We start from the raw sequence: 25,482 nt of genomic DNA, 5'->3' as shown, positions 1-25,482 counted from the left end.
GTCCGTCGGAATGTGCGTTTTCGTACTCCCTGGTCTCTTGCGACCACGAGCGCCCCCTGGCGGACACGTCGGAACTGTTGCCTCACCTTAACGCCGCCAGGCCCGTCAGGGGGCTTATCGATTTGCTCAATCCTTGCGGACTCCGTCGATCAGCAGCCGCCGGATGGCCTCGTTGAGACCACGGATGGCTCCCTCGTCGGCGTCGCGCAGGCCGTGCACGATGCCGGCGAGCAGCATGCCGGTGACCGCCCGCGCGGTATTGACGGTGTCCAAATCCGCTCGCAGGTAACCGAGTTCGACGCCGTGGTCGAGATAACCCGCGGTGAGCGCGTCGGCCATGTCGAGCAGGCCGTAGAGGCGCGCGGTGAGTTCTTCGTCGATGCCGGGCGCGTGCACGAGCAGCAGCTGGGCGACGCGGCGGTCGTCCATCAGGATGTGCGTCAGCGCCTGGCCGATTCGGTCGGTCTGCGCGCGGTATTCGTCCAGCGTGGTGGCGGCGTCGGGGGCGTTCTCGGTGCCGAGGGTGTCGATGATCTTGGCCGACAGGTCGTCGATGACGTGGTCGATGATGTCGCGTTTATTGCTGAAGTAGCGGTAGAAGGTGCCGTGCCCGATGCCGAGGTGACCGGCGATGTCCGCGATCCCGGTGCCGTGATAGCCCTTCTCCGAAAAGCAGACGAAGGCGGTGTCGATGATTTCCTGGCGGAGCTCGGCTTTGCGCCGCTCGGCACGCGTCAATGGCTTCGTCACGCCACCGATGATACAGTCGTCACAAACGGAATGATGTGTCATTCTGTGATAAACGGTTCACATACCTGGAGGTTCGGAGTGGCGCCTCAGTACGACGCGGTCGTGGTCGGTGCGGGATTCGGTGGCATGGGGGCGGGCATCGAGCTCGATCGACTCGGCCTGAGCAACTACGTGATCCTCGAACGCGAGGACGATCTCGGCGGCACCTGGCACGTCAACCATTACCCCGGCCTGGCGGTCGACATCGCCTCGGTCACCTACTCGTACTCCTTCGAGCCGAACCCGTATTGGACGCGCCTGTTCGCGCCGGGCGCGGAGCTGAAGAAGTACGCGGGCCACATCGCGGACAAGTACGGCCTGCGTCGCCGCATGCGGTTCGGCACGGTGGTCGACGGCGCCCGCTGGGACGAAGAGCACCAGCAGTGGGTGGTCTCGGTCGCGGGTGGTGAAACCCTCACGGGCCGTTACCTGCTCACCGCTACGGGCTTCCTGTCGCAGCCCTACACCCCGCCGTTCCCCGGCATCGATTCGTTCGCAGGCAAGATCATCCACACCACCGCGTGGGAGGACGATTTCGACCTCACCGACCGCAAGGCGGCGATCATCGGCACCGGCGCCACCGCCGTGCAGCTGGTGCCCGAGGTGGCCAAGAAGGCGAAGGCGCTCACCGTCTTTCAGCGCACCCCGATCTGGGTGGTGCCGAAGATCGACGCCGCCATTCCAGGCCCGGTGCAGAAGCTGTTCGATCGGGTGCCGGTGACCCAGAAGGCCGCGCGCCTGTTCAACACCACCCTGCTCGAGGCGCTCATGGTGGTCGGCGTGCTGCACTACACGCAGGCCAAGCCGCTGAACAAGGCCGCGGGCATCCTCGCCAAGGCGCATCTGCGTACCTCGGTGCGGGACAAGGAAACTCGCAAGCAGCTCACCCCGCACTACGACTTCGGCTGCAAGCGTCCCACCTTCTCCAACACCTACTTCCGCAGCTTCAACAAGCCGAATGTGCGCCTGGAGACCAACTCGATCGAGCGCATCGAGGCCGACGGCATCGTCACCGCCGACGGACACAAGACCGAGATCGACACGCTGATCCTGGCCACCGGCTTCAACCTGTGGGACGTGAACTTCCCGGCCATCGAGATCATCGGCCGCGACGGCGTCAACCTCGGAAAGTTCTGGCGGGACAACCGTTTCCAGGCCTACGAGGGCATCACCGTGCCGAAGTTCCCGAACTTCCTCAGCCTCAACAGCCCGTACTCCTACAGCGGCCTGTCCTACTTCACCACCATCGAGGCACAGATGAAGCACATGGGACGGCTCTTCGCCGAGCTGTTCCGCCGCGGCGAGGACACCTTCGAGGTGACCGAGCAGGCCAACGCCGGATTCCTGGATCGGGTCACCGACAAGCTCGGCACCTCGGTCTTCTACGGCGGCAACTGCTCCACCGCGCGCAGCTACTACTTCAACCCGCACGGCGAGGCCGCGCTGCTGCGCCCGACCAGCACCCTCAACGCGCACCGTGAGGCGGTCAGCTTCCCGCTCGACGACTACGTCTACGGAAAGTCCGCCTGACCGAGCTAGGGCGTTGCGCCAGCCCCGCCGGATCGATTCCGGCGGGGCTCGCCGCGCTACTTGGCGATCTTGCGCAACACCCACTCCGCGAGCGTCGGTGTCACCATCGAATGCTCGGTATTGGTTGCGTTGCAACAGAACTCGGTGAGCGCGGTGTGCTCGGAGGTCACCTTGCGCAGATCCTTGTCGAGCTCGACCTCCCAGGTCATCGGGTCGAAGTCCAACGCGATCGCGCTGACCGACGGGACGAAGCAACTCCAGCGCTTCGCTTCTTCCATATCGATCCCGAGTGTCATTGCGACCTGCCCGAACGAATCCAGCAGGCCGCCCGGTGCGCCGTCGAACGGCGCGACCTCGCTGGTCGTCGAGCTGCGCGCGGTCAGCCCGAGATGCATGCCGCCGATCGGCTGCTTGTCGCCGAAGGCGGGCTGATACCGCGCGGTGGCACTGCCGACCAGGCCGCCGAGGAATTTCTTGTCGAAGACGATCTCCCCGGCCTGCAGCGCGGGCCCCTGTCCGTCGGCACGCCCGTTCGCGACGCCGAGCCGCTCCGGCCGCTGCGGGAAACCGCCCAAATCGGCCAGCTCCTGGACGAATTGGGCGCGCAACGGCGATGCGGTGGCGACCGGACCCGAATACCGCGCGTCCGCCACCCACGCCCACAGCAGCTGCTGTGCCGCGGGGCTGCGAATCAGGCTGGCCTTGCTCGCCTTACCCGGCGTCACCGTCTCGAAGAACTCGAAGAAGTACGCCATCTGCTGCAGGATCAGCGGAATCCACGCCCCGTTGTGCGGCGAATCCCAGGACAGGTAGGTCCCGGTCCGATGATCCTCGTCGGCCCGCTCCATCGCGGCGAGCGCGTGCCGCGTGATCAGGCCGCCCATGCTCACGCCGCCGGTGATCAGCGGTGTATTGCCCTGCTGCTCGGCGATGACCTTGCCGATGCAGGCCCGTGCCACGCCCGAGTTGACCTGGATGTAGTCGTGGCGAGCATCGAAGCCGAGCAACACGATGTCGATACCCGCGGCGAGCAACTGGTCCAACAGGCGCTCACCCGCATCGGAATACGGGTGGTTGAACCACTGCCACAGTCCGTCCAGGTCGCTGGGACCGTAGTTGAATCCGTCGGCGAAGATCATCGGATTGACCAGGCGTTCGTGCCCGGTCCCCAGATGGACCGCCGCCGTGCCTTTACCGTATTTGCCTAGGTAGGAGTGTTCGGAAACAAGCGGCCACTCATAGTCCGGGCGTCGCGCGGGCTCACCGTTTCTGGCGTCCGGTGTGCCGAACCACGGTCCTGATTCGGCGATCCGGGCCAGGTCGTACAGCTCTGGCGCCGCCAGATCCCCGGCGGCTTTCTGCAGCAGCGTTTTTACATCGATTCTGGCTTCCTTGACCATCATCGTCCCCTTTGTGAAGGCACAGAAGGTCCCGAGACACGGCTCGAAGGTCGATGAGTTCGTGCGTAGATCAGGCTCCCCGGCAACGCCGTCGGGACATCCTGCGCGATGAATTCCCTGCGATTTCTACTGTAAGCCAACAGAATTCGTTGCGGACCGGTTTCGCGCCGGAGAATTTCCGGGCAAACCGACCGGGCTATTCTGGCTCCGGTGGTGGCCGCGGATTCGCCGTGCGATATGGCCGATCGGCACACCGGCGCTCCCCAGCAGGTGTGCCGGTGTGGCGGCGGAGACATGAACTGGCAGACTGTCTGGGTACATACCTATCCCACCCACAAGACTAGGGACTGACTTCGACGATGGAACTTCTGTTTCCGCTGCTGCTGGTAGCCCTGCTCGTGCCGATGTTCCTCGGCGTTCGCCGCCAGAAGCGGGAAGCCGCCAAGGTCACGGACATGCAGGACACCCTCAAGGCGGGCGACCAGGTGATCACCACGTCGGGGCTGTACGGCACCGTCGTCGATCTCGACGACACCACGGTTGATCTCGAGATCGCCGAGGACGTCGTCACGACGTGGCTGCGCGCGGCCATCCGCGAGGTGCGCGTCGAGACCGAGCCGGTTGCCGACGACGCCGACACGATCGAGGTCGACTCGGCCGCTGCCGACACCAACGGCGCGCACGTGGCCGACGCTGTCGAGGAATCCGCCGCGCAGACCGAGACCCGGCTGACCAAGGACTGATGTCCTTCGGCGTGCCCGCGCGCCGGATGCCGCCGCGACCATGGCCTGTTGGCCGAAGCCGCGGCGGCGTCCGATCCGCGGGCCCCGTCGCTTACGCCACTACTGTCCGCACCCGGCGTCGCTGGTGTGTGCCTGCCTGTTCCATTCTCGACTTCCCGCCTAGGAGATGACGTACTGTGCCACCTTCCCAGGGATCGGCGCATCCGCTCCGGTTGCTCGGCGTTTACGCCGCGCTGCTGGCCGTGATCTATGCGCTGGTGTTCTTCACCGGTGACAAATCCTCGACACCACGGCTCGGCATCGACCTCCAGGGTGGTACCCGGGTCACGCTGACCGCCCGAACGCCGGACGGCGGCAAGCCGAACCAGGACAGCCTGAAAAAGGCGCAGGACATCATCGAGAACCGGGTCAACGGCCTCGGTGTGGCCGGGTCCGAGGTCGTCATCGACGGCGACAACCTGGTGATCACGGTGCCCGGCGACGACGGACAGCAGGCGCGCGCGCTGGCGACCACCGCCAAGCTGTACATCCGCCCCGTGCTGACTGCCGTGCCCGCCGCTCAGCGCGGCCAGGCGCAGCAACCGGCACCGGGTGCGACGCCGCCCGGTGCGCCGGGTGAGGTACCGCCCGCTCCGCCGGGCGACGCACCACCGGCCGCCCCGAACGCCCCGTCGGTCGGGGCGCCCGCCTCGGGCGGCGAGGCCGTGGAGCCGGCCCCGCAGCAGCGAGTGTTCCCGGCGCAGGGGCCGACGCAGCCGCCCGCGGATCCGAACCTCACCCCGCAGGAACAGGCGACCAAGGACATGCAGGACGCCAAGAAGATCCGGCAGAGCGCCGACCCGACCGTCCAGCAGGCCGCGATGGCCACGCTGGACTGCACCAAGCCGGACCCGTTGCAGGGCAACGACGATCCGAACCTGCCGCTGGTCGCCTGCTCCACCGACGGCCAGGAGATCCTGCTGCTCGACAAGAGCCGGATCGACGGCCAGGAGATCAAGAGCGCGAGCTCGGGCCTCAACACCCAGCAGGCGCGGCACGAGGTGTACCTCGAGTTCAAGTCCGGCGGTAGCGACGCGTGGGCCACGCTCACCGGCGAATACGTCAACAAGCGGGTCGCCTTCGTGCTCGACACCAAGGTGGTCAGCGCGCCGACCGTGCAGCAGGGACCGCAGCAGGGTGGCCGCACCCAGATCTCGGGTAACTTCACCGCGTCCTCGGCCAAGGAACTGGCGAACACGCTGAAGTATGGTTCGCTGCCGCTGTCGTTCCAGACCTCCGAGGCCGAGACGGTGTCGGCCACGCTGGGGCTGTCCTCGCTGAAGGCGGGCCTGCTCGCCGGTGCGATCGGCCTGGCCGTGGTGCTGCTCTACTGCCTGGCCTACTACCGCATGCTCGGGTTCGTCACCGGATTCTCGCTGGTGGCTTCAGGTCTCGCGGTCTACGGCATCATGGTGCTGCTCGGTAGATGGATCGGGTTCACCCTCGACCTCGCCGGCATCGCCGGTCTGATCATCGGTATCGGTATGACCGCCGACTCGTTCGTGGTGTTCTTCGAACGCATCAAGGACGAAATGCGCGAGGGCCGTAGCTTCCGTTCGGCCGCGCCGCGCGGCTGGCAGCGCGCCCGCCGCACGATTCTGTCGGGTAACGCGGTCAGCTTCATCGCCGCCGCGGTGCTCTACATCCTCGCCGTCGGCCAGGTGAAGGGCTTCGCGTTCACCCTCGGTCTCACCACCATCCTCGACGTCGTCGTGGTGTTCCTGGTGACCTCGCCGCTGGTGTTGCTCGCCTCCCGCACGAACTACTGGGCCAAGCCGTCGGTCAATGGGCTCGGTGCGATCCAGCAGGTCGCGCGCGAGCGGAAGGCGGCCGAGGCCGCACTCGGGAAGGCGTGAACGAGATGACGAACCACACGAGCACGTCGCGCACCCCGAAGCCGGCCGAGACCACGGACGTGTTCGCCGCGGTGACCGAGCAGCCCAAGCACGGCTTCTTCAACCGGCTCTACACCGGCACCGGCGCCATCGACGTCATCGGCAAGCGCCGGACGTGGTACCTGATCACCGCCGCCATCATCCTGATCTCGTTGGGCAGCATCATCGTTCGCGGCTTCAACTTCGGGATCGACTTCGAGGGCGGCTCGCGGATCCAGTTCCCGGCCCAGGGCGCGAGCACCAGCCAGGTCGAGGAGGTCTACCGTTCCGCGATCGGTTCCGACCCGGTCTCGGTGCAGACCGTCGGCAGCGGCGGCAACGCCACCATCCTGATCCGCTCCGAGGCGCTGGACTCGAAACAGGTCGACACGCTGAACAATGCGTTGTTCAGCAAGTTCCAGCCCAAGGGCAAGGACGGCAACCCGAGCCGCGCCGCGATCAGCGCCTCGGACGTCAGCGAGACCTGGGGTAGCCAGATCACCCGGAAGGCGCTCATCGCGCTGGCGGTGTTCCTGGTGCTGGTCGCCGCCTACATCGCCATCCGCTTCGAACCGCACATGGCGATCGCCGCGCTGGCCGCCCTGGTGTTCGACGTCACCGTCACGGCGGGCGTGTACTCGATCGTCGGCTTCGAGGTGAGCCCGGCGACCGTGATCGGCATCCTGACCATCCTCGGCTTCTCGCTGTACGACTCGGTGGTCGTGTTCGACAAGGTCGAGGAAAACACCAGGGGCATCCTGCATCTGAACCGCCGCACCTATGCCGAGCAGGCCAACCTCGCGGTGAACCAGACCTTCATGCGGTCCATCAACACCGCCCTCATCGGCATCCTGCCGATCGTCGGCCTGATGGTGATCGCGGTCTGGATGCTCGGCGTCGGCACGCTCAAGGACCTGGCGCTGGTCCAGCTGGTCGGTCTGCTGGTCGGCACCTACTCCTCGATCTTCTTCGCGACACCGCTGCTGGTGTCGATCAAGGAGCGGTGGGGTCCGGTCGCCAGGCACACCGAGAAGATCAAGGCCCGGCGCGCCGGAGTCGCCAGTGCGCGTGCGGGTGTCGAGGCGGATCGCCGCGCGACCGCCGCGACCGGCCGCGCCTACGACGACGAACCGCGCAGGCCGAGGGAACCGGGGCAGGCGCCCCGGCCGGGCGCGCGCCCCAGCGGAAAACGGCAGAAGCGGCGGCACTGACACAGGCAGGGGTTTCATGCGAAAGCCAGGTAGCCGAGCAGTACGCCTGATCGCGGTGTTGGCCGCGGGCACCCTGGCCGCCGGGGTGGCGGCCGGGTGCTCCAGCAAGAACCAGGTGCCGTCCATCGGCTATGCCGTCGACGCCACCATCGCCAGCTACAACGGCGGAAGCACCCTCGGCGCGAGCACCGGATCGACCGCGGTGTTCAGCCGGGTGGTCACCGGGTTCTTCTACACCGGCCCGGACGGCCAGCAGGTCGCCGACACCGACTTCGGCACCGCCAAGGAGGTGCCCGGCGACGTACAGACCATCCAGTACCGGCTCAACCCGGACGGTGTGTACTCCGACGGCGTGCCGACCTCCTGTGACGATCTGGTGCTGGCCTGGGCCGCGCGCAGCGGTCGATTCACCAAACCCGTTGATCGAGGCCAGGTTCCGCTGTTCGATGCGGCGAGCACCGCGGGCTACGCCGACATCGAGCGGGTCGACTGCCAGCCCGGTTCGCGCGACGCCACCGTGGTGTTCCGGCCGGACCGGCACTATTCGGCGTGGCGCAACCTGTTCACCGCGGGCGAGCTGATGCCCGCCCATGTCGCGGCGCGGGTGGCGAACGTGCCGAATGTGGTGTCCGCCTTGCAAACCGGTGATCCGAGCGGGCTCGGCCGGATCGCCGAATTCTGGAACACCGGCTGGAACTTCAGCTCCGGCAACCTCGACCTGACCCGGTTCCCGTCGTCCGGCCCGTATCGAATCGAATCCTTCAGCGACAAGGACGGTTTGGTGCTGGTCGCCAACGAGCGGTGGTGGGGCAACAAGCCCGCGACCGGTCGGATCCTGGTGTGGCCCAAGAACATCGACGTGAAGTCCAAGGTCGGTGACAGCGCCATGGGCGTCATCGATATCGGCAGCGGATCGGTGAAAGACCTGAACCTGGACGGGTTCCGGGTGCAGAACGTGTCGGGGCGCGGCGCCGAACAGCTGGTGCTGGCCACCGGGGGAGTGCTCGGCTCGGTCGACCTGCGCAGGGCGCTGGCCTTGTGCACGCCGCGCCAGGCGCTGTTCGACAAGCTCGGCAAGATGCCGGACGCGCCCAAGGACGGGCTCGGCTCGGGACCACTGAACGCGCATATCGTGCAACAGGACTCGCTGTTCTACCCGTCGATCATCGGTGCGGCGGCCAAGTTCAACGGCGGCGACGTGCAGGGCGCGACGCAGGCCGTCGCGGCGTCGCGGGCGAACAATCCGACCATCCGTATCGGGTATCTGCGTCCTGATGACCGCCGTGCGCGGACCGTGGCGATGATCACGGAGGCCTGTAAGCCTGCGGGCATCACCATCGTCGACGCCGGGGCGCCCGATTTCACGCCGTCCCAGCTCACCGAGGGCAAAGTCGACGCTGTCCTGGCGAGCACCGCAGCCGCGCCGGGTCCGGCCGGATCGCTGTCCGGGGTCGCGGCGACGGGCGCGTTGCGCACCGGTAGCGGGCTCAATTTCGGCCGATTCGGTAACGGCCGTTACGATGCGATCACCGATCAGCTTGCGGCCGACGACAACTCGACCACACAGCTGAATCTGCTCACCGAAGCCGAGAACCTGCTGTGGGCGGAGTTGCCGAGCATCCCCCTGTTCGCCACGCCGCGCACCATCGCGTTCAGCGGTGGTTTGCAGAACGGGATAGCCGCACCCAACCAAGCGGGATCCGGCTGGAACATGGATCGCTGGGTGCTGAAAAGGTGACAGGTGCTGTGGGTGTTGTGATGATGGAGAGGTGTCGATGAGTAAGCACGCGGCGATCGAATCCGATGAGCTAGCCGCCGATCGGACCGGCCGGGCCGCCGAAGCCGTCGAGCGCCTCACCCGCTGGCGCGACGACTTCCCCACTCCCGGAGTCCGTTTCGCCGACCTCACGCCCGTCTTCGCCGATGCCGAAGGCTTCCGTACCGTCATCGACTGCCTCGCCTCCTGCGGCCCCGACGCCGACCTCGTCGCCGGCGTCGACGCCCGCGGCTTCCTGATCGGTGCCGCCGTCGCCGCCAGCCTCGGCACCGGCGTCCTCGCCGTTCGCAAGGCGGGCAAACTCCCGCCCCCGGTCATCACCCGCGAATACCAGCTCGAATACGGCACCGCCGCCCTCGAGATCCCCGCCGACGGCGTACCCCTCGCAGGCAAGCGCATCCTGCTCCTCGACGACGTCCTCGCCACCGGCGGCACCCTGGCCGCCGCAGCCGACCTCTTCACCCAGGCGGGCGCCGAAGTCATCGCCGCCGCGGTAGTCCTGGAACTCACCTTCCTCCACGGTCGCGACCGCCAAGGCAACTACCCGCTGACCTCGATCGTCAAGATCTGACTTTCGTCAGGGAAGCCATCGTGGGGCGCTCCAGGCGCACATGCGGCTGAACTTCGCGATCCTTGAATGATGCACACCAGCATTAAGGTTTGATGCTCTATCCCTTAATAGACTTGGCTTCTATCAAGGGATATTCAGTTCACTCCGCGCGGAGTTGTTCGTATCGTGGGCGGATGGATGGTGTAGCGGTCAGGTTGATGCGCGCGGATGACTTGGCCAGTGCTGAGCGCGCTTCCGACGAGGTGTTCCTGGACAGCGATCGGCGTGATCGCCGCGTCAACGCGCCTGAGCCCGAACCTCGATCGGAAAAGGCTGCCAAGCGGTGGGTCGACCGTATGCGCTACTTGCTCGACGCCGACCCGCAAGGGTGCTGGGTGGCGGCCGACGGTGAGCGGATCGTCGGATTCGCGATCTCGCAGAATCGAGATCGGCTGTGGTACTTGGCAACCTACGGCGTACTGCCGGGTTTGCAGGGGCACGGCATCGGGAAGCGGTTGCTCGACGCCGTGCTGACCCATGCCGGGGATCGGCAGGGAATGTTCTCCTCCAGCGTGCATCCCGGGGCTACCCGGCGGTACCGGCTGGCCGGGTTCTCGCTGCACCCGCAGATGCGGATGGTCGGCACAGTCGACCGTTCAGCGCTTCCTACGGTGACGGGACTGTCCGATGGGTCGGCCGCCGACTTCGACTGGATGGACCGACTGGACCAGCAGGTTCGTGGGGCCGGACACGGATCGGACCATCAGTATCTGTTGAACAATCACCGCTTGGTCGTGTCCCGCGTCAAGGACAAGCCGGGATATGTGTACATCGACGATCGAGGACGTCCGCATCTCCTGGCCGCCGCTGATCGCCGAACCGCGGCAGACCTGCTCTGGGAAGCGCTGGCCGCCGCGCAGGAAGACACCCTCGTCAACTGCATCACCATCGCCAACGAATGGGCGGTGGATGTCAGTTTGGCCGCGGGGCTCGATATCGGCCAAGAGGGATACCTCGCCGTCCGCGGCATGCCGACGCCCGCGCCGTACCTGGCGAGTGGACAGTTCCTCTGAACACGCCGGACCGGACCGCGGTGGCGTTCGCAGTCCGGCGCAAGTAGTTCGAGAACGGTGCGTCGATAGGTAGCGCGCGGCGACAGAGCCGTGAATCGAGTAGCCGCTTACGCATGACCGATCCTGTTGGTGGGATCACTCTTACTGAGTCATCCGAGAATCACGGAAACGAGGTGGGGCATCGTGGCGCTTTCGGACTTCGATACATCGGTTGTCCACTCATTCGGGCTGGAGATCGATGGTGTTGTGATCAACGGGATTACCGAGGTGTCCGGGCTTGCGCTGGGACAGGATGTGATCGAGCTGAAGCAGAACACATCGCACGGCAAGTACATCGTCAAAAAGTTGCCGGGCCGCCCTAAAGCGGGTGAGGTCACTTTGATACGCACTTTGATACGCGGTGTTGCCGATGGCAGCAGCTTCGAAAAATGGGTCAGGGACAGTCGTTTCGGTGACACGGAGGCCGCACGCAAGAATGGGGCGGTCGTCGTCTACGACAACGACGGGCAGGTCGTCCGGAAGTACCAGCTGACCAACATGCGGCAGAAGTCGCTCGAGGTCGGTGCGGCAGGAGCCACCAGCGTGCTCACCGAAAAGTTGGTAGTCACCTACGAGAACCTCGGGGTCGAGTAGCGCGCGGGCGGGGGGTAGGTCAGGCGCCGGAGCCTGGCCGCGTTGGCGTTCGCCGTTCGTCGACGCCAACGGTGCGTCGAAAGTCGGGTGCCGTCCGTCGAGGGGGAACTGGTGTTCTCCGGCTCTCGCGCGATGCTAACACCAGTACCCCCTCGATCGAGGGCTGCTCGAGGCCGAAGAACCGGCGGCGACTTTCAGGCGTTCAGTGCCTTGTTGATGGCGGTGGTTAGCTCTTCGGGGTGTGTGACCGGGGACAGATGGCTGGACCGCCCGCGGCTGGGCGAGTTAACCGGTGCGAGGGTCGGAGAACTGAGCAATGTAGGCGCACGCTCGTGGCCAAGGATCATGCAGGTACTCGGCACGTGTGCGGTGCCAGTGCCGCGCGCAGAGTTCGTCGATTTGCCAAATGATCTGCCGGGCTTCGTAACACGCGGCAGGCTCGGCGGCGCGCGAGACTGTCAGCAGCTCATGTTCAAGGGTCCAGCCGCAGTGGTCGAATGCCCATTTGCCGTCAGAGACATAGACGTGGCTGGGATCAGGTTCGGTGCTGGGCCACAACCCTTTTACGGCGAATCGGTCTGAGTAGGTCGCGAGAAATGCGTACGCGAGGATGTGGCAAGCACCGGCGGCGAAAAACCATTGATCGTCCCGGTGCCACGCCAGTTCCTGGTCGAACCGCTCGAGTGGAGTACGGCGAAAGGTTGCGCAGGGAACGTACACGCCGCCACCGTAATTCGTCGTCACAGCTCGATCGTCGTCATCTACGAGAACCTCGAGGTCGAGTAGAGCGGGTCTGGGGGTAGGTCAGGCGCCGGGGCGGGCGGAGCCTGGGCCGCGTTGGCGTTCGCCGTCGGTGACGGTGGTGGTGGGTGGGATGCGGTGGCCGAGGGTGGGGTAGACGACGACGAGGCCTTCGGGGTCGATGTGTAGGTCGCTGGTGAAAGATCCTGCGGCGTAGCGGACTTGGGCTCCGTTCTCGGTGGTGGTGAGGTGGGTGTAGGTCTGTTTGGAGGGGATTACTCGCAGGCTGGGGACCTCGACGAAGGCCATCAGGAAATCGGCGGTGCCGGGGTGTTGGTGTAGGCCGGTGCGGATAATCGGCATGGTGTTGGTCAGGGGGCAGCAGGCGAGGTCGCAGTCGCGGGCGTCGGCGAGGTCGGGGCGGGGGACGCCGTCGACGGACCAGGTGTCGCCGTCGCGGCGCAGGTCCAGGGTGCGATGGTCGGTCGCGGTGACGCAGGTGACCTGCAGGCGCGCGGTGACGGCGTGCTCGTCGGTGTCCAGGGTGTAGCTCACCCAGTACGGCTCGGGGAGTTGGCCGACGGATCGGCCTTCGGCGTGCAGGTGCAGGCTGTCGAGGTCGATCCAGGACGATTCGAAACCTGCGGTCTCCTCGACCTGCCAGAGGACCTGACGTCCCTTCGGCACTTCCGACTTATTGATCATGCGACAGGATCGTATTGTCCGCGAGCCGATTCGGTGTGACAAGCCGGGCACACCGCTCATCGCGCACCCGTGCGCGGCGCAAACATGTTGGCACGTCCCGAGATCCGACCATGCGGTCGCGGCACCGCGACAAGTCGATCGTGTCTCCGTAAGGGTCGATCGGTCTGCGCTTGACATGGAGTGCACTCCAACTCTTAGCGTTGCTCGCAGACCAGTTCAGACATCAGGAGGCACACCATGAACAACATCCGCACCCGGCACCTCGGCGAACTAACGGTCTCCGCACAGGGCCTGGGCTGCATGGGAATGAGCCACGGTTACGGTGCCGCGGACGACGAGCAGTCCATCGCGACGCTGCGGCACGCCCTCGACCTCGGCGTCACCCTCCTGGACTCGGCCGATTTCTACGGCTTCGGGCACAACGAGGAGCTGATCGGCCGGGCCATCGCCGGGCGTCGCGATGAGGTGGTGCTTGCCACCAAGTTCGGCTTCGCCAACCGCCTCGGCGAGCCGACGCAGATCCGCGGCGACGCCGCTTACGTGCGTGCGGCGTGCGACGCGTCGCTGAGCAGGCTGGGAGTCGACCATATCGACCTCTACTACCAGCATCGGGTCGATCCGCAGGTGCCGATCGAAGAGACCGTCGGCGCCATGGCCGAGCTGGTGCAGGCCGGGAAGGTCCGGCACCTCGGCCTGTCCGAGGCCAGCGCGCACACCCTTCGGCGGGCGCACGCGGTGCACCCGATCACCGCGCTGCAAAGCGAATGGTCGCTGTGGAGCCGTGATTTGGAGGCGGAGATCGCCCCGGTCGCCCGTGAGCTCGGGATCGGCCTCGTTCCGTTCTCGCCGCTCGGTCGCGGCTTCCTGACCGGCCGCTACAACTCGGTCGAGGACTTGGCGGACAACGATGTCCGGCGCACCCAGCCGCGCTTCGCCGACGGCAACCTCGAACGGAATTTGGCGATCGTCGCGAAGCTGAACGAGCTGGCCGCGGCGAAGGGTGTCACCGCTGGTCAGCTCGCCCTGGCCTGGGTGCAGCACCGGGGCGAGGACGTGGTGCCGATCCCCGGGACCCGGCGCCGGCAGTACCTGGAGGAGAACCTCGCGGCGCTGGACATCGTGCTGTCCGCCGAGGACCTCGCCGCCATCGAGGCCGCCGCGCCGAGCGAGCAGATCGCGGGCACCCGCTACGACGCGACCAACCTGACGTTCACCAACGGCTGAGCCGGATTCCGGAGCGTCGTCCCGATAGCGCGAATTCTGTTGGCGTTCGGTGGTCGGACTGCAAGGATCTGCCGCGTGAGTGTTGCGCCGCCGATGCGGCAGGTCAGAGCTGACTACGACACGGCGACCGTGGTTGTCTATCAGGCATACCCGGCGGAGATCGCCGAGGCGGCCGTTGCCGCAGGAACATTCGTCGTTCCGTTCAAGCGGGACCGGATGACGTGGATCAAGCCTTCGTTTCTCTGGATGATGTATCGCTGCGGGTGGGCGACCAAACCGGGGCAGGAGCGGGTGCTCGCGGTGTCCATCACCCGCGCCGGTTTCGAGTGGGCGCTATGGCAGTCCTGCCTGAGTCACTATGTGCCGGAAATGTATCCGGACCGGCAGGTGTGGATGGCGCGACTGCGGGCGAGTCCCGTTCGCATTCAATGGGATCCGGAGCGCGACCTGCATCACCGGCCGCTCGCGCATCGGTCGCTGCAGGTCGGGCTCGGTGGCCCGGCAGTGGGGCTGTATGTCGACCGGTGGATCACGGGTATTCGCGATGTCACCGGACAGGCACAGCAGATCGGGCGGCTGGTGGCGGACGGGAAACTCGAGGCGGCCGCGCGTGCGCTGCCGGTCGAGCGGCCCTATCCGCTGACCCCGGAGATCGCCGGTGTGATCGGCACCGGGTAGGTCGCTGGCCTCGATAAGGGGCTGTGAGCGGGTGTGATTCAAATATCACTGGCATCGGCGGCGCAAGTGTGGTTAATCTGGATGGGTCTTATTGCCGTTGATCGGAGTCATGCCGTTGATCTCATGAGGTAGCCACTCGGGCGGTGCGCAGTCGCGTGCCGCGTATCCGTAGCAACCTCTGGAGTCACCATGACCACTCTGTCATTTTCCGATCTCACCTTCGCCTGGCCGGACGGCACACCTGTGTTCGAAGGGCTCGATGGCGGCCTCGGCCCGGGGCACATCGGCCTGGTCGGCAGCAACGGCGCGGGTAAATCCACGCTGCTGCGGCTGATCGCCGGCGAGCTCACTCCCGCCCGCGGTTCGGTCACGATCCCCGGTCATCTCGGCTACCTGCGGCAAGACCTCGGTCTTGCCGCAGGACAACGGGTCGACGCGGTGCTCGGCATCGCGGAAATCCGGAAAGCCTTGCACCGCATTGAATCCGGTGGCGCCGCGGCGTCCGACTTCGACGTCGTCGGCCCTCGCTGGGACGTCGAGGAACGAGCGATCGCCCTGCTCGGGCGGCTCGGTCTGCACTACGTCGCAGACTCGGCCGAACAGCTGGATCGCCGGCTGGAGACCCTCTCCGGCGGCGAGACGACCCTGCTCGGCTTGGTCGCCGAACTGCTGGCCGAACCGGAAATCCTGCTGCTGGACGAGCCGACGAACAACCTGGATCAGCTTGCCCGCGAACGGCTTTACGAGGTGGTCGCGCAATTCTCCGGCACCGTGGTCACGGTCAGTCACGACCGTGAGCTGCTGGAGCGCATGGGCACCATCGCGGAGCTGCGCCAGGGCGAGCTGCGCATGTTCGGCGGAAATTTCAGCGAGTACGAGCGGATCATCGAAGCCGAGCAGGTCGCGGCGAAGGCCGCGATCCGCGACGCGCGCGGCGATGTGCGCAAGCAGGCCCGCGAACTCGTCGAAACGCGGATCAAGCTGGACCGCAGGCAGCGCTACGGGCAGAAGATGTGGGACACCAAGCGAGAGCCGAAAATAATTATGGCGCAACGCAAACGGCAGGCGCAGGTGTCGGCGGGCAAGCTTCGCAATCAGCACATCGGCAAGCTGGACACGGCCAAGGATCAACTCCAGCAGGCACAGGAGCTGTTGCGTGACGATCGGGAGATCCGTGTCGATCTGCCCGATACCCGGCTCTACCCCGGCCAGGACGTTATCGACCTGGACGAGGTCGAATTGGCCTGCGGGCCAACGGTTTCGCTGCGGGTCAGCGGGCCGGAGCGGATCGCCTTGACCGGGCGCAACGGCGTGGGCAAAACCACACTGCTGAAACGGATCTCGGCCGCGCACCCGAAGGTGCCGTGGCGGATGCTGCCGCAACGCCTCGACATCTTCGACGAGCAACGGTCGGTATTCGAGAACGTGGCATCGACGGCGCCACACGCGTCGCCGGAACAGATCCGAGCCCAATTGGCCCGCTTCCTGTTTCGCGGCACCGACGCCGATGTCGCGGCCTCGGCACTGTCCGGCGGCGAACGGCTCAGGGCCGCACTGGCCATGCTGCTGCTCGCCGACCCGGCCCCGAAGTTGTTGCTGCTCGACGAGCCGACCAACAACCTCGACCTGCCCAGCCTCGAGCACCTCACCCAGGCGCTGGCCAGTTTCGAGGGCGCGCTGATCGTGGTCAGTCACGACCCGCGCTTCCTCGACGACATCGGCCTGACGAGGCGGGTCGAGCTCACCCCCGACGGGCTGAGCGAGACCGTTGACCCTTGATGGTCTGCGAAAATCCGCACGCCCCTTGATCTCCCGCATGCATCGTGTGTCCGATCAGGGGGTGTGCGGCTCGTTTGATCCCGGCGGTTGTCGGTGCGATTCGATACGCTGCGGGGATGGTGCCCCTGTCGCATGCCGCAGCGTTCGCCGCCGCGGCGCTCGTCATCATCGTGATTCCCGGTCCGAATGTGCTGTTCGCGATCGGTCGCGCGTTGGCGCATGGTCGTCGTGCGGCGATCGTGTCGGTGCTCGGCGCGATGGCGGGTTCGGCGGTCCCGGTGCTCGGCGTTGCCGTGGGACTCGGTGCGATTCTCGCCGCGTCCGCGATCCTGATGACGATCGTGAAGGTCCTCGGTGCGGGATACCTGATCTACCTGGGGGTCATGGCGATTCGCGAGCGGAAGAGTCTGGCCCTCGCGCTTCGAGCGGCCGACGCTCAGCCCGCGACGCGACGCATGGTCCGGCAAGGGTTCATCGTCGGCGCGACCAATCCCAAGACCATCGTGTTCTTCGCCGCCGTCCTGCCGCAGTTCGCGGCGCCGGAGGCCGGTGCGTTGCCCGCGCAGTTCCTGACGCTCGGCGCGATTGCCCTTGCCATCCAGTTCCTTTCTGATACCACGTGGGCCATGGTGGCGGGCACCGCGCGGACCTGGTTCGCGCGCTCACCGCGTCGGCTCGAGGCGATCGGCGGCACCGGCGGTCTGATGATCATCGGAGTCGGTGCGAGTGTGGCGTTGAGCGGGAACAGCTGACCATTGGTCATTCAGTCCAGTTCGGCCACAAGCTTTTTCGGGGCCACTTTGCGGTAGGCGTCGTGGATGATCGCGGCGAACTCGGGCCAGTCGGGGTCGATGTCCAGGCGGACGCCGATCCAACCGCTGTGGCCGACGTACGGCGGTATGAAGAACCGGTCGGGTTCGGCGTCCACCAACTCGGCCTGCACGCCCTCCGGAGCGGGGCACCACAGGGTGGGACCCGGTTCGTTGTAGCCGCCGGGGATGTATTTGACGAACGAGGTCTTCACGCGCACGAAAAAGGTGGGGCAGCCGTGGCTGAGCCGTTCGCTGCACTCCGGTAGGTCCAGGCAGATCGCGCGGATCCGCATCAACGGGTCCATGGGCGCAGTCTACGGCGCGCGCATCGCCCTTCGCATGACCCCGGGGTGCCTGAGCAGGCCGGGAGCGAGCCATACCGCGAGGGCGGTGAGGGTGAGCCATGGTCGTAGGTGCGGGTTGAGCTTGCGGATGCGGCCGTCGTCGGCGAGTTCGAGGACGAGGGCTTCGGTGAGCCGGAATGGTCCGATGGCTGCCTCGGCCAGGAGTACGCGCCGGGTGCCGTCGCCGATCTGTTCGGTCCAGCGCAGGTGGGAGAGCCCGCCGTAGGCGGCGGTCAGCAGTATTCGCAGGTCGTCTTTGCCGCGGAACACCAATCGTCCGGACAGGGGTGACGTCAGTGTGGCGTCGGGGGCCAGCGTGTCCATCAATGCGTCGAAATCGGCGGCTTTGGTCGCCGCGCAGAACGTGGCCACCGCATCGGTCGCGGTTGCCCCATCATCGGTTGCCGTATGCATGGCACCGAACCTAGCCGTAGTCACTTGCAAAAAGCAATGGACTATCATGAGCGGGTGCCCAAGGCTGCTCTGTCCGACATCGTCTGCTCGATCGCCCGCACGCTGGACGCGATCGGGGAGCGATGGACCCCGCTGATCCTGCGTGACCTGTTCGTCGGGTTGACGCGGTTCGAGGACATCCGGCGCGATCTCGGCATCGCGTCGAATGTGCTCGCCGCGCGGCTGGACGCGTTGCAATCCCATGGGATCGTGGAAACCCGCGTGTACCAGTCGAATCCGGTTCGGCACGAGTATCTGCTCACCGACAAGGGGCGCGATCTGTATCCGGTGCTGACGATGCTCGTGGCATTTGGCGACACCTGGCTTGCTGGGCACGCGGGGCCGCCCGCGTTGGTCGTGCACGACGACTGTGGCAAAGCCACTGTCGGCGTGGTGGTTTGCCGGGAGTGCGGGTCGGCGCTGACCGCGGACAACGTGCGGTTTCATCAGGGGCCGGGCGGGCAGCGCGGTCCGGGGACCATGCTCGTCGGCGATCACCTGGCGCCGACCTGACGGGCGCTGTTTGCGTCAGTTGACCGCGACGGCCTCGGCGCCGGTGGCCGCGACCAATTCCTGGAAGGTGGTTAGGAAGACGGTGTGCGGGTGTCCGGCAGCGGCCCAGATCTCCGGTTGATCGGCCAGCGTTTCGTCGATCAATGTCCGGATCGGCGCCGGGTGACCGAGTGGGGCAACGCCGCCGATGGCCTGGCCGGTGTGTGCCCGGACGAATTCAGCACTGGCGCGCGACAATTCGGCAATGCCGAGGTACGCGGCGACCTTGCCGGTATCCACTCGGTGCGCGCCGCTGGTGAGTACCAGCAGCGGCGCCCCCTCTGCGTCGAAAATCAGGCTGTTGGCGATCGCGGCGACGGAGCAGCCGAGCTGTTCGGCCGCCGCGGTCGCGGTCGGCGCGGTCGCCGGTAGTACCCGCACCCGCGGCGTCAGGCCCGCCGCGCGCAGGGCGGACTCGACGGCGAGCACGGTCGGCTTCCGGGCGATGTCGTCCATGGCGGCGATCCTAAACCGGTGGCGCCGCTCGAAGCCCGCGAATTTCGCCGCTTTCAACCCGCGGCGACGACCTCGATTTCGACCAGCCAGTCGTTGTCCAGGGTCTGCGCCACGATCGCGGTGGTCGGCACGGCACGGCCACCCAGCGCCGCGACCCTGGCAGCCGCGTTCGCCTCGGCGTCGGAGGCGTCACGCAGATAGCTGGTGAGGCGGACGATGTTGTCGACGGTCATGTCGGCCGAGGCGAGGATGGCGCGCAGGTTCGACCAGATCAGTTCGAGTTGTTCGGTGAGGGTCTCGGCGGGCTTGCCGTCCGGATCGAGACCCATTGTGCCGGAAACGAATAGCAGTCGTTGGGCGCCTCGGACCTCCATGGCGTGCACGTAGTCGTCGGTGGCGGCGTAGATACCTTCGGTCGGATTGTGCGCTAGGAGATCCACCCTCTCGATCTTGCCAGGGAACGGCGTTTACCGAGGTGATTCCTTGACGGCCGTAGTTTTAGTCGCTTAAACTAAAACTAGATTCACGAGAGGAAGTGATCACATGGGATACGGAAACTGGGACGACACCGCCTATCGGACAGCCAAGACCTTCCGTGCCAGCCGGGGGCTCGACGACTTCGGATACACCGCCGAAATGCGTTCTGTGGCATACGCGGTCTGGCAGGCGCACCCGACCCTCGACCCCTTCGGCGTCGCCGCGCGCGAATGCCGCGACTCGGCCGACCACGAAAATTCGCTGCCCATCGCGGTGTTGTTCGACGTCACCGGCTCGATGGGCCGGGTGCCGCGGATCATGCAGCGCAAGCTCGGCAAGCTGCACGGACTGTTGCGGCGCAAGGGCTACGCGGACGACCCACAGATCCTGTTCGGCGCCATCGGCGACGCCGACTGCGACCGAGTTCCGTTGCAGGTGGGCCAGTTCGAGTCCGACAACCGGATGGACGAGCAGTTGCGCGCCATCCTGCTGGAAGGCGGCGGTGGTGGACAGAAGTCCGAAAGTTATGAACTGGCCGGATATTTCATGGCCACCCACATCGTCACCGACGCGTGGGAGAAGCGGGGCAAGAAGGGCTACCTGTTCCTGATCGGCGACGAGCTGAACAAGCCGAAGCTGGCCTCGCGGCACATCCGCAGCGTCATCGGTGACGGTGTGCGGCGCGATGTTTCGGTGGAATCCATCTACCGCGAGCTCGCCGAGCGCTGGCACATCTACTACATCCTGCCGAATCAGTCGAGCTACTACGACGATCCAGAGATCGCCGACCACTGGCGTGGGTTGCTCGGACAAGGGTTCCTGAAGCTCGACGACCCTGCTGCCGTATGCGAACTCATCGCGCTGACAATCGGTTTGGAGGAGGGACGCGTCGATGTGGACGCGGGTCTCGCGGATCTCCGTGATGTGGGTTCGGCGGCCGAGGCAGCGTCGGTCGGTAAGGCGTTGGCGGCCAAGGGGCCGCGGATGCGGGCGTTGCCCAGTGGGCGTAGCTGAGCTGTGCCAGGCCTGACAGAGCGGCGTCGGCCATCCGATACGCCGCAGCCGATCGGTGTGGTTGAGCCCCGATCGCGGCGACCGCAGGCTGGCGGTGCGGCTCGTGAGATAGGGAGGAGTGCAACATGTTTCGATCGCACATTGTGGTGGTCGACCTGGGTTTCGGCGATGCCGGGAAGGGTGCGACGGTCGATTGGTTATGCTCTGCGGAGGCGGGGCTCGGGGTCTCGGCCGTGGTGCGATTCAACGGAGGTGCGCAGGCCGCGCACAACGTGATCGCAGACGGGCGGCATCACACGTTCGCGCAGTTCGGATCGGGCACGTTCTCGGGTGTGCCGACGCTGCTGTCGCACCATGTGCTGGTCGAGCCGATCGCGCTGGCCGGGGAGGCGCGGCAGTTGGCTGCTCTCGGTGTATTGGATCCGTTGGCGCTGCTGCACATCGACGGTCGGGCATTGCTCACCACGCCGATCCACATCGCCGCCAACCGTGCCCGCGAGGACGCGAGGGGTTCCTCGCGGCACGGTTCGTGCGGACGGGGGATCGGCGAAACCGTCTCGTACGCGTTGACGCATGACGCGCCGACCGTATCGGACTGCTTGCGCCCCAGGGTTCTTCGCGACAAACTTCAGGCGCTGGCCGCGCACTACGGCGAGCTGGTCGCGCCGAGTGACCACCGGTACGAGCCGATCGACATCCTGGTCGACATGTATCGGGAATTCGCCGCCGCCGTCCGCATCGGCGGCGGTGAACAGCTCGCCGGCTTCGCCCGGCGCGGCCGACTGGTCTTCGAGGGTGCCCAAGGTGTCCTCCTCGACGAGTGGCGCGGCTTCCATCCGCACACCACCTGGTCCACCGTGGAGCCACGGAACGCTCGTGCCATGCTGTCCGAAATCGGCGCCGCCGGTTACGTTCTCGGCGTCACCCGCACCTACATGACCCGCCATGGCGCAGGCCCGCTCCCCACCGAGGACCGCGCCCTCGACTTCCCGGAACCCCATAACACCACCGGCCGCTACCAGGGCGAATTCCGCCTGGGCCACCTCGACCCGATCCTGCTGCGCTACGCCATCGCGGTCTCCGGCGGCATCGACGGCCTCGCCCTCACCCACCTGGACACCCCGGGAACTCGTTACGCGACAACGGGATACGCCACCGACAACGGTGTGATCGACGACGTGGAGCCGGGCGTTTGGCAGGACCTCGCTTACCAGCAGCACCTCACCGAACTGCTGTCCACCGCCCACCCGATGCTCACTGAGATGCCGGACGACGTGGTGCCCTGGCTGACCCAGAAACTCGGCACCCCAGTGATACTGACCTCGAACGGCCCCACCCGAACCCACCGCACCCCAACCACCACAACATCCGCTGCCGCATGAGATCCACCCCGCCGCCAGAGCCCCACAACAAGTGCGGATCCCGACAGACCGCGCGGGCCTCCGGTGATACCGACGAGCCGCCTTCGCGGGGTCGTGTCGGCGGCCGAAACCGCTGCTTACCAACCTCGACTACCCGCGAACGGGTGCGGCGGAGTCAATGTCGGGACGAGGCGTTGCCTTCACGCACCCTCTCTCGGGACCCGCACCCTCAATTCGGGCGCAGAGTCAGTGCGGGTCCCGAGAGAGGGTGCGGATCTTCGTTGCGCGGTGCTCGTGTGTCGGGGCGAAGGGCCGGCCGCGTACGAAGTTGTACGGCGTGCACGAAGTCGTCGGCAACGTCGTGCGCAGCGCGAAAATTCGCGCGATACAGCATCTACCGTTGGCGACCCCGCCCAAGGACTACCCCCGAACAGCTCTTGCCAACAGCCGCACTCTCTCTCGGGATCCGCACCCTGCATTCGGGCGCAGAGCGAGTGCGGGTCCCGAGAGAGGGTGCGGGTGTGTGCTGATGTGAGGAGGGGGAGCCGGGGGGTGGGTGCCGGTCGGGGGTTCGGGTTGGGTGCGGCAGGATTGGTGGGTGTGGAGCAGTCCGTGGTGTCGGTTGATGTGGTGGCGTTGCGCTTTTGGGGCGACGACGCCGGGGTGAGGGTGGGGATTGCGCCGCGCGCGATGGCGCCGTTCACCGGAGAGTTGGCGCTGCCCGGTGTTTTGCTCGGGCGTGGCGAGCGGCTGGTCGGAGCTGCTCGCCGGGCAGTGCACACGAAGCTGGGGGTTCCCGAGGCTGCGATAGGGGCGGTCGGTCAGCTCGTGACCTTCGATGAACCGAACCGCGACCCGCGCGGTCCCACGTTATCGATCGCGATGTGGGCGGTAGTCGGACCGCACGAGGGGCCCGCCCAATGGATCAGTTTCGATGAGATGCCCGCCCTGGCCTTCGACCACAACCGCATCCTCGACGCGTCCCGCACCCTCCTCGCCAGCCTCCTGTGGAAAGACCTCCCCTTCACTCGAGCCCTGCTCGGCAACGAATTCGCCGCCACCAGGGCCGTGACAGCGACAACCGCCCTAGCAGGCGCCCGTCCCGACCCCGCAAACCTCAACCGCACCCTCGCCGCGGTCCCCGGCCTGGCCCGCACCACCGAACGCCGCCGCGTAAAAGCCACCGGTCGCCCCGCCGCGGTCTGGGCCTTCGATACTGACTGCTAGCTGGAAGCGTTGTGCTGTAGTTGGCGCTGCCGCGATCAGATGACGCGGCCGAGCATCGGGCGACTCGGCGACCGATCGCCCCGCCGCGGTCTGGGCTTTCGACATCGACTGCTAGCTGGAAAGCGTTGTGCTCCGGCTGCGTCCACCACCGTGGCCACAACTGCGCCTGCCCCATCCCTCCGATTGTCAACCGTGCCCTCGCCGCCTCCCTAGTTGGCTCGTACGATCAAGCGCCGCAGCGCGAAAGCGCGGCGGGCGACTCGCAGCGGGTGGGCTTCGCGTTGACTACTAGTTGAAAAATGTTGTTCTGCAACGGATGTCGCCACAGGGGCGAGGTGGGTAGATTCGTCGCTTCTGCTGCCGCGGCGCAGCGGCGACCGGCCGTACCGCGGCGCTGCGGTGACGGCGCTGATGTAAAGAGTCGTGCTGCGCCTGAAGCCGTTGCAAGGCGCGTTACCGGCTGGCCGAGGTTGGCGACGCCGTCGAGGTTCAGCGTCGACCGACTCGGCCGGGTCGGTGGCCTGCGCCGAGGTGGCCGGTGTGTGGCACAGTGCTGTGGCTCGAGGCAAGCCTGGTGTGCCACTCAACGGCCGGGCGGGTCAGCGACTCAGTAAGGATTGGATGGCGCCGAAGTCGACGGCGTTCTCCAAGGTTGTGTAGGTGCCGTGCTCGAGGAGTTCGATGGTTGCGGTTTCGGCCAGTTTGTAGGCGGCTTGGGCCACTGCCGAGCCGACGCTGACTCGGCGTATGCCGGTCGCCGCGAGTTCTGCGACGGATGGTGCTCCGGCGCCGGCCATGACGTTGATCGGCAGTGGGGACTTGGCGACCAGGTCGGTCAGGGTTGGCAGGTCGAGGAGTCCTGGGACGAAGAGGCTGTCCGCGCCGGCGGCGGCGTAGGCGGCGGCTCTGGTGAGGACCTCGTCGAATCGGGTTTCGGGCGCGCCGATGCCGAACAGGTACACGTCGGTTCGGGCATTGATCACCAGTTCCGGCAAGCCGGCCTGCTGTGCGGCGTCGCGTGCCGCGCGCAGGCGGTCGGACTGGGCGGCGGTGTCGAAGAGCGGGCCGCCGGGTGCTGTCGAGTCCTCCAGGTTCACGCCGACGGCACCGGCTGCCACGACGGCGAGGACGGTGGCGGCGACATCCTCCGGTGCGGGTCCGTAGCCGCCCTCGATGTCGGCCGTCACCGGCACGTCGACGACGGCGGCGATCCTGCGGATGACGCCGATCATGTCGTCTCTGGTGAGTTGCTGACCGTCGCCGGTGCCGAGCGACCAGGCGACAGCCGCACTGGTTGTCGCGATCGCCGGCGCGCCCGACCCCGCGATCACCGCGGCGCTGGCCGCGTCCCAAGCGTTCGGCAGCACGAAGAAGCCTTGCTCGTGCAGCGCCCGGAAGGCGGCCGCCGCGTGGTGCTGGCTGTCGGTGATGGGCTGACTATCGTGTGCCACGGAGGCTCCTCGCGAGATTATTTCGATGACTGGTCGCGATGAAGGTAACGCCGGAAACCTCCTCAGCCATCCCGATTTCCGGGACTCGAACGAACGAACATCGAATGTCCGGAGTTCGGCCCCGAAACCCGAGGAGGGAGCACGCGACCAGTCCCGTGCTGAGGTCGAAATAGGCAGTGTGCGTACCACACTCGTCGGCACCGACATCGAGACCACGCCAGCCGTTCAGCGTCGCGGCGCGTACATGATGATGGCGACGCCGACGAGGCAGAGACCCGCACCGAGATAGTCCCATCGGTCGGGCTGGAACTTGTCGACGAGCATCCCCCAGGCAAGCGAGCCCGCGACGAAGACGCCACCGTAGGCGGCGAGGATGCGCCCAAAGTTAGGGTCCGGCTGGAACGTCGCAACGAATCCGTACGCACCGAGCGCGACGATGCCCGCCGCGATCCAGAGGATGCCGCGCTGCTCCCGCCAGCCCTGCCACACCAGCCACGCCCCGCCGATCTCGGCGAGGGCCGCCATGGCGAACAGCAGCAGGGAGCGGGCGACGGTCATGAGAGGAACCTACCGACCGCCGCGCCGCCCA

Annotated in this window: 26 protein-coding genes; 16 read left to right on the top strand and 10 right to left on the bottom strand. The window is 66.5% G+C overall.

Annotation, left to right across the window (positions count from 1 at the left end):
* Positions 1-126: 126 nt before the first annotated feature.
* A complete protein-coding gene (locus ACIBCN_RS09965; RefSeq protein WP_396991116.1) occupies positions 127-792 on the bottom strand; it encodes a TetR/AcrR family transcriptional regulator in 666 nt (221 codons plus the stop codon).
* 36 nt (positions 793-828) lie between these two features.
* Between ACIBCN_RS09965 and ACIBCN_RS09960 the strand changes: the two genes are divergently transcribed.
* The gene (locus ACIBCN_RS09960) at positions 829-2,319 is read left to right on the top strand and encodes a flavin-containing monooxygenase (RefSeq protein ID WP_396991115.1); all 1,491 of its coding nucleotides are present in this window, start codon (positions 829-831) and stop codon (positions 2,317-2,319) included.
* Between the two features lie 56 nt (positions 2,320-2,375).
* Here the strand turns inward: ACIBCN_RS09960 and ACIBCN_RS09955 are convergent, their stop codons facing one another.
* Entirely contained in the window at positions 2,376-3,722 is a 1,347-nt protein-coding gene (locus ACIBCN_RS09955; RefSeq protein WP_396991114.1) for a hypothetical protein, read from the bottom strand.
* Between the two features lie 356 nt (positions 3,723-4,078).
* Between ACIBCN_RS09955 and yajC the strand changes: the two genes are divergently transcribed.
* From yajC to ACIBCN_RS09920, 7 genes are all read left to right on the top strand, one after another.
* Positions 4,079-4,462, top strand: a complete 384-nt coding sequence (yajC, locus tag ACIBCN_RS09950) for a preprotein translocase subunit YajC (RefSeq protein ID WP_396991113.1) — start codon at positions 4,079-4,081, stop codon at positions 4,460-4,462.
* A gap of 176 nt (positions 4,463-4,638) precedes the next feature.
* Entirely contained in the window at positions 4,639-6,357 is a 1,719-nt protein-coding gene (gene secD, locus ACIBCN_RS09945; RefSeq protein ID WP_396991112.1) for a protein translocase subunit SecD, read from the top strand.
* Positions 6,358-6,362: 5 nt separating this feature from the next.
* On the top strand, positions 6,363-7,586 hold the full coding sequence (gene secF / locus ACIBCN_RS09940) for a protein translocase subunit SecF (RefSeq protein ID WP_396991111.1): 1,224 nt from the start codon (positions 6,363-6,365) through the stop codon (positions 7,584-7,586).
* 16 nt (positions 7,587-7,602) lie between these two features.
* Positions 7,603-9,324, top strand: a complete 1,722-nt coding sequence (locus ACIBCN_RS09935; protein ID WP_396991110.1) for an ABC transporter substrate-binding protein — start codon at positions 7,603-7,605, stop codon at positions 9,322-9,324.
* Between the two features lie 37 nt (positions 9,325-9,361).
* Positions 9,362-9,934 carry an adenine phosphoribosyltransferase gene (locus ACIBCN_RS09930; protein WP_396991109.1) on the top strand — a complete coding sequence of 191 codons (573 nt, stop codon included), beginning with the start codon at positions 9,362-9,364 and terminating at the stop codon, positions 9,932-9,934.
* Positions 9,935-10,107: 173 nt separating this feature from the next.
* Positions 10,108-10,986, top strand: coding sequence for a GNAT family N-acetyltransferase (locus ACIBCN_RS09925; protein ID WP_396991108.1), 879 nt, complete (start codon positions 10,108-10,110; stop codon positions 10,984-10,986).
* Between the two features lie 183 nt (positions 10,987-11,169).
* Positions 11,170-11,619, top strand: a complete 450-nt coding sequence (locus ACIBCN_RS09920; protein ID WP_396991107.1) for a phage tail protein — start codon at positions 11,170-11,172, stop codon at positions 11,617-11,619.
* 285 nt (positions 11,620-11,904) lie between these two features.
* Here the strand turns inward: ACIBCN_RS09920 and ACIBCN_RS09915 are convergent, their stop codons facing one another.
* Together ACIBCN_RS09915 and ACIBCN_RS09910 are read right to left on the bottom strand one after the other, a co-directional pair.
* Positions 11,905-12,363: a hypothetical protein gene (locus ACIBCN_RS09915; protein WP_396991106.1), complete on the bottom strand. Its 459-nt coding sequence runs from the start codon at positions 12,361-12,363 to the stop codon at positions 11,905-11,907.
* Positions 12,364-12,423: 60 nt separating this feature from the next.
* On the bottom strand, positions 12,424-13,065 hold the full coding sequence (locus ACIBCN_RS09910) for a putative glycolipid-binding domain-containing protein (protein WP_396991105.1): 642 nt from the start codon (positions 13,063-13,065) through the stop codon (positions 12,424-12,426).
* Positions 13,066-13,311: 246 nt separating this feature from the next.
* On the opposite strand from ACIBCN_RS09910, the gene ACIBCN_RS09905 reads away from it, so the two are divergent.
* The 4 genes from ACIBCN_RS09905 (at position 13,312) to ACIBCN_RS09890 (ending at position 17,498) form a co-directional block, all read left to right on the top strand.
* Positions 13,312-14,289 carry an aldo/keto reductase gene (locus ACIBCN_RS09905; protein WP_396991184.1) on the top strand — a complete coding sequence of 326 codons (978 nt, stop codon included), beginning with the start codon at positions 13,312-13,314 and terminating at the stop codon, positions 14,287-14,289.
* A 75-nt stretch (positions 14,290-14,364) separates the two neighbouring features.
* On the top strand, positions 14,365-14,967 hold the full coding sequence (locus ACIBCN_RS09900; protein ID WP_396991104.1) for a DUF4291 domain-containing protein: 603 nt from the start codon (positions 14,365-14,367) through the stop codon (positions 14,965-14,967).
* Positions 14,968-15,156: 189 nt separating this feature from the next.
* On the top strand, positions 15,157-16,746 hold the full coding sequence (locus ACIBCN_RS09895; RefSeq protein WP_396991103.1) for an ABC-F family ATP-binding cassette domain-containing protein: 1,590 nt from the start codon (positions 15,157-15,159) through the stop codon (positions 16,744-16,746).
* A 116-nt stretch (positions 16,747-16,862) separates the two neighbouring features.
* Positions 16,863-17,498 (top strand): LysE family translocator, encoded by a 636-nt coding sequence (locus ACIBCN_RS09890; RefSeq protein ID WP_396991102.1) that lies wholly within the window; start codon positions 16,863-16,865, stop codon positions 17,496-17,498.
* Positions 17,499-17,509: 11 nt separating this feature from the next.
* Here ACIBCN_RS09890 and ACIBCN_RS09885 read toward each other — a convergent pair whose 3' ends face one another.
* Both ACIBCN_RS09885 and ACIBCN_RS09880 read right to left on the bottom strand, forming a co-directional pair.
* A complete protein-coding gene (locus tag ACIBCN_RS09885) occupies positions 17,510-17,863 on the bottom strand; it encodes an MmcQ/YjbR family DNA-binding protein (RefSeq protein ID WP_396991101.1) in 354 nt (117 codons plus the stop codon).
* A 9-nt stretch (positions 17,864-17,872) separates the two neighbouring features.
* Positions 17,873-18,316: a nuclear transport factor 2 family protein gene (locus ACIBCN_RS09880; RefSeq protein WP_396991100.1), complete on the bottom strand. Its 444-nt coding sequence runs from the start codon at positions 18,314-18,316 to the stop codon at positions 17,873-17,875.
* A gap of 54 nt (positions 18,317-18,370) precedes the next feature.
* On the opposite strand from ACIBCN_RS09880, the gene ACIBCN_RS09875 reads away from it, so the two are divergent.
* The gene (locus ACIBCN_RS09875) at positions 18,371-18,868 is read left to right on the top strand and encodes a winged helix-turn-helix transcriptional regulator (protein WP_396991099.1); all 498 of its coding nucleotides are present in this window, start codon (positions 18,371-18,373) and stop codon (positions 18,866-18,868) included.
* Positions 18,869-18,883: 15 nt separating this feature from the next.
* Here the strand turns inward: ACIBCN_RS09875 and ACIBCN_RS09870 are convergent, their stop codons facing one another.
* Both ACIBCN_RS09870 and ACIBCN_RS09865 read right to left on the bottom strand, forming a co-directional pair.
* A complete protein-coding gene (locus ACIBCN_RS09870; protein ID WP_396991098.1) occupies positions 18,884-19,363 on the bottom strand; it encodes a YbaK/EbsC family protein in 480 nt (159 codons plus the stop codon).
* 53 nt (positions 19,364-19,416) lie between these two features.
* A complete protein-coding gene (locus ACIBCN_RS09865; RefSeq protein WP_396991097.1) occupies positions 19,417-19,803 on the bottom strand; it encodes a RidA family protein in 387 nt (128 codons plus the stop codon).
* 103 nt (positions 19,804-19,906) lie between these two features.
* Here ACIBCN_RS09865 and ACIBCN_RS09860 point away from each other — a divergent pair, with 103 nt between their 5' ends.
* From ACIBCN_RS09860 to ACIBCN_RS09850, 3 genes are all read left to right on the top strand, one after another.
* Positions 19,907-20,854, top strand: a complete 948-nt coding sequence (locus tag ACIBCN_RS09860; RefSeq protein ID WP_396991096.1) for a hypothetical protein — start codon at positions 19,907-19,909, stop codon at positions 20,852-20,854.
* Between the two features lie 125 nt (positions 20,855-20,979).
* On the top strand, positions 20,980-22,236 hold the full coding sequence (locus tag ACIBCN_RS09855) for an adenylosuccinate synthetase (RefSeq protein ID WP_396991095.1): 1,257 nt from the start codon (positions 20,980-20,982) through the stop codon (positions 22,234-22,236).
* A 579-nt stretch (positions 22,237-22,815) separates the two neighbouring features.
* Positions 22,816-23,442, top strand: coding sequence for an NUDIX hydrolase (locus tag ACIBCN_RS09850; protein WP_396991183.1), 627 nt, complete (start codon positions 22,816-22,818; stop codon positions 23,440-23,442).
* Positions 23,443-24,041: 599 nt separating this feature from the next.
* Here the strand turns inward: ACIBCN_RS09850 and ACIBCN_RS09845 are convergent.
* Positions 24,042-24,893 (bottom strand): isocitrate lyase/phosphoenolpyruvate mutase family protein, encoded by an 852-nt coding sequence (locus tag ACIBCN_RS09845; RefSeq protein ID WP_396991094.1) that lies wholly within the window; start codon positions 24,891-24,893, stop codon positions 24,042-24,044.
* A gap of 225 nt (positions 24,894-25,118) precedes the next feature.
* Positions 25,119-25,451 carry a YnfA family protein gene (locus tag ACIBCN_RS09840; RefSeq protein WP_396991093.1) on the bottom strand — a complete coding sequence of 111 codons (333 nt, stop codon included), beginning with the start codon at positions 25,449-25,451 and terminating at the stop codon, positions 25,119-25,121.
* Between the last annotated feature and the right edge of the window lie 31 nt (positions 25,452-25,482).

This window comes from Nocardia sp. NPDC051052 (assembly GCF_044456045.1).
Taxonomy (GTDB): Bacteria; Actinomycetota; Actinomycetes; order Mycobacteriales; family Mycobacteriaceae; genus Nocardia.
This window is presented reverse-complemented; position numbering and strand designations above follow the sequence as displayed.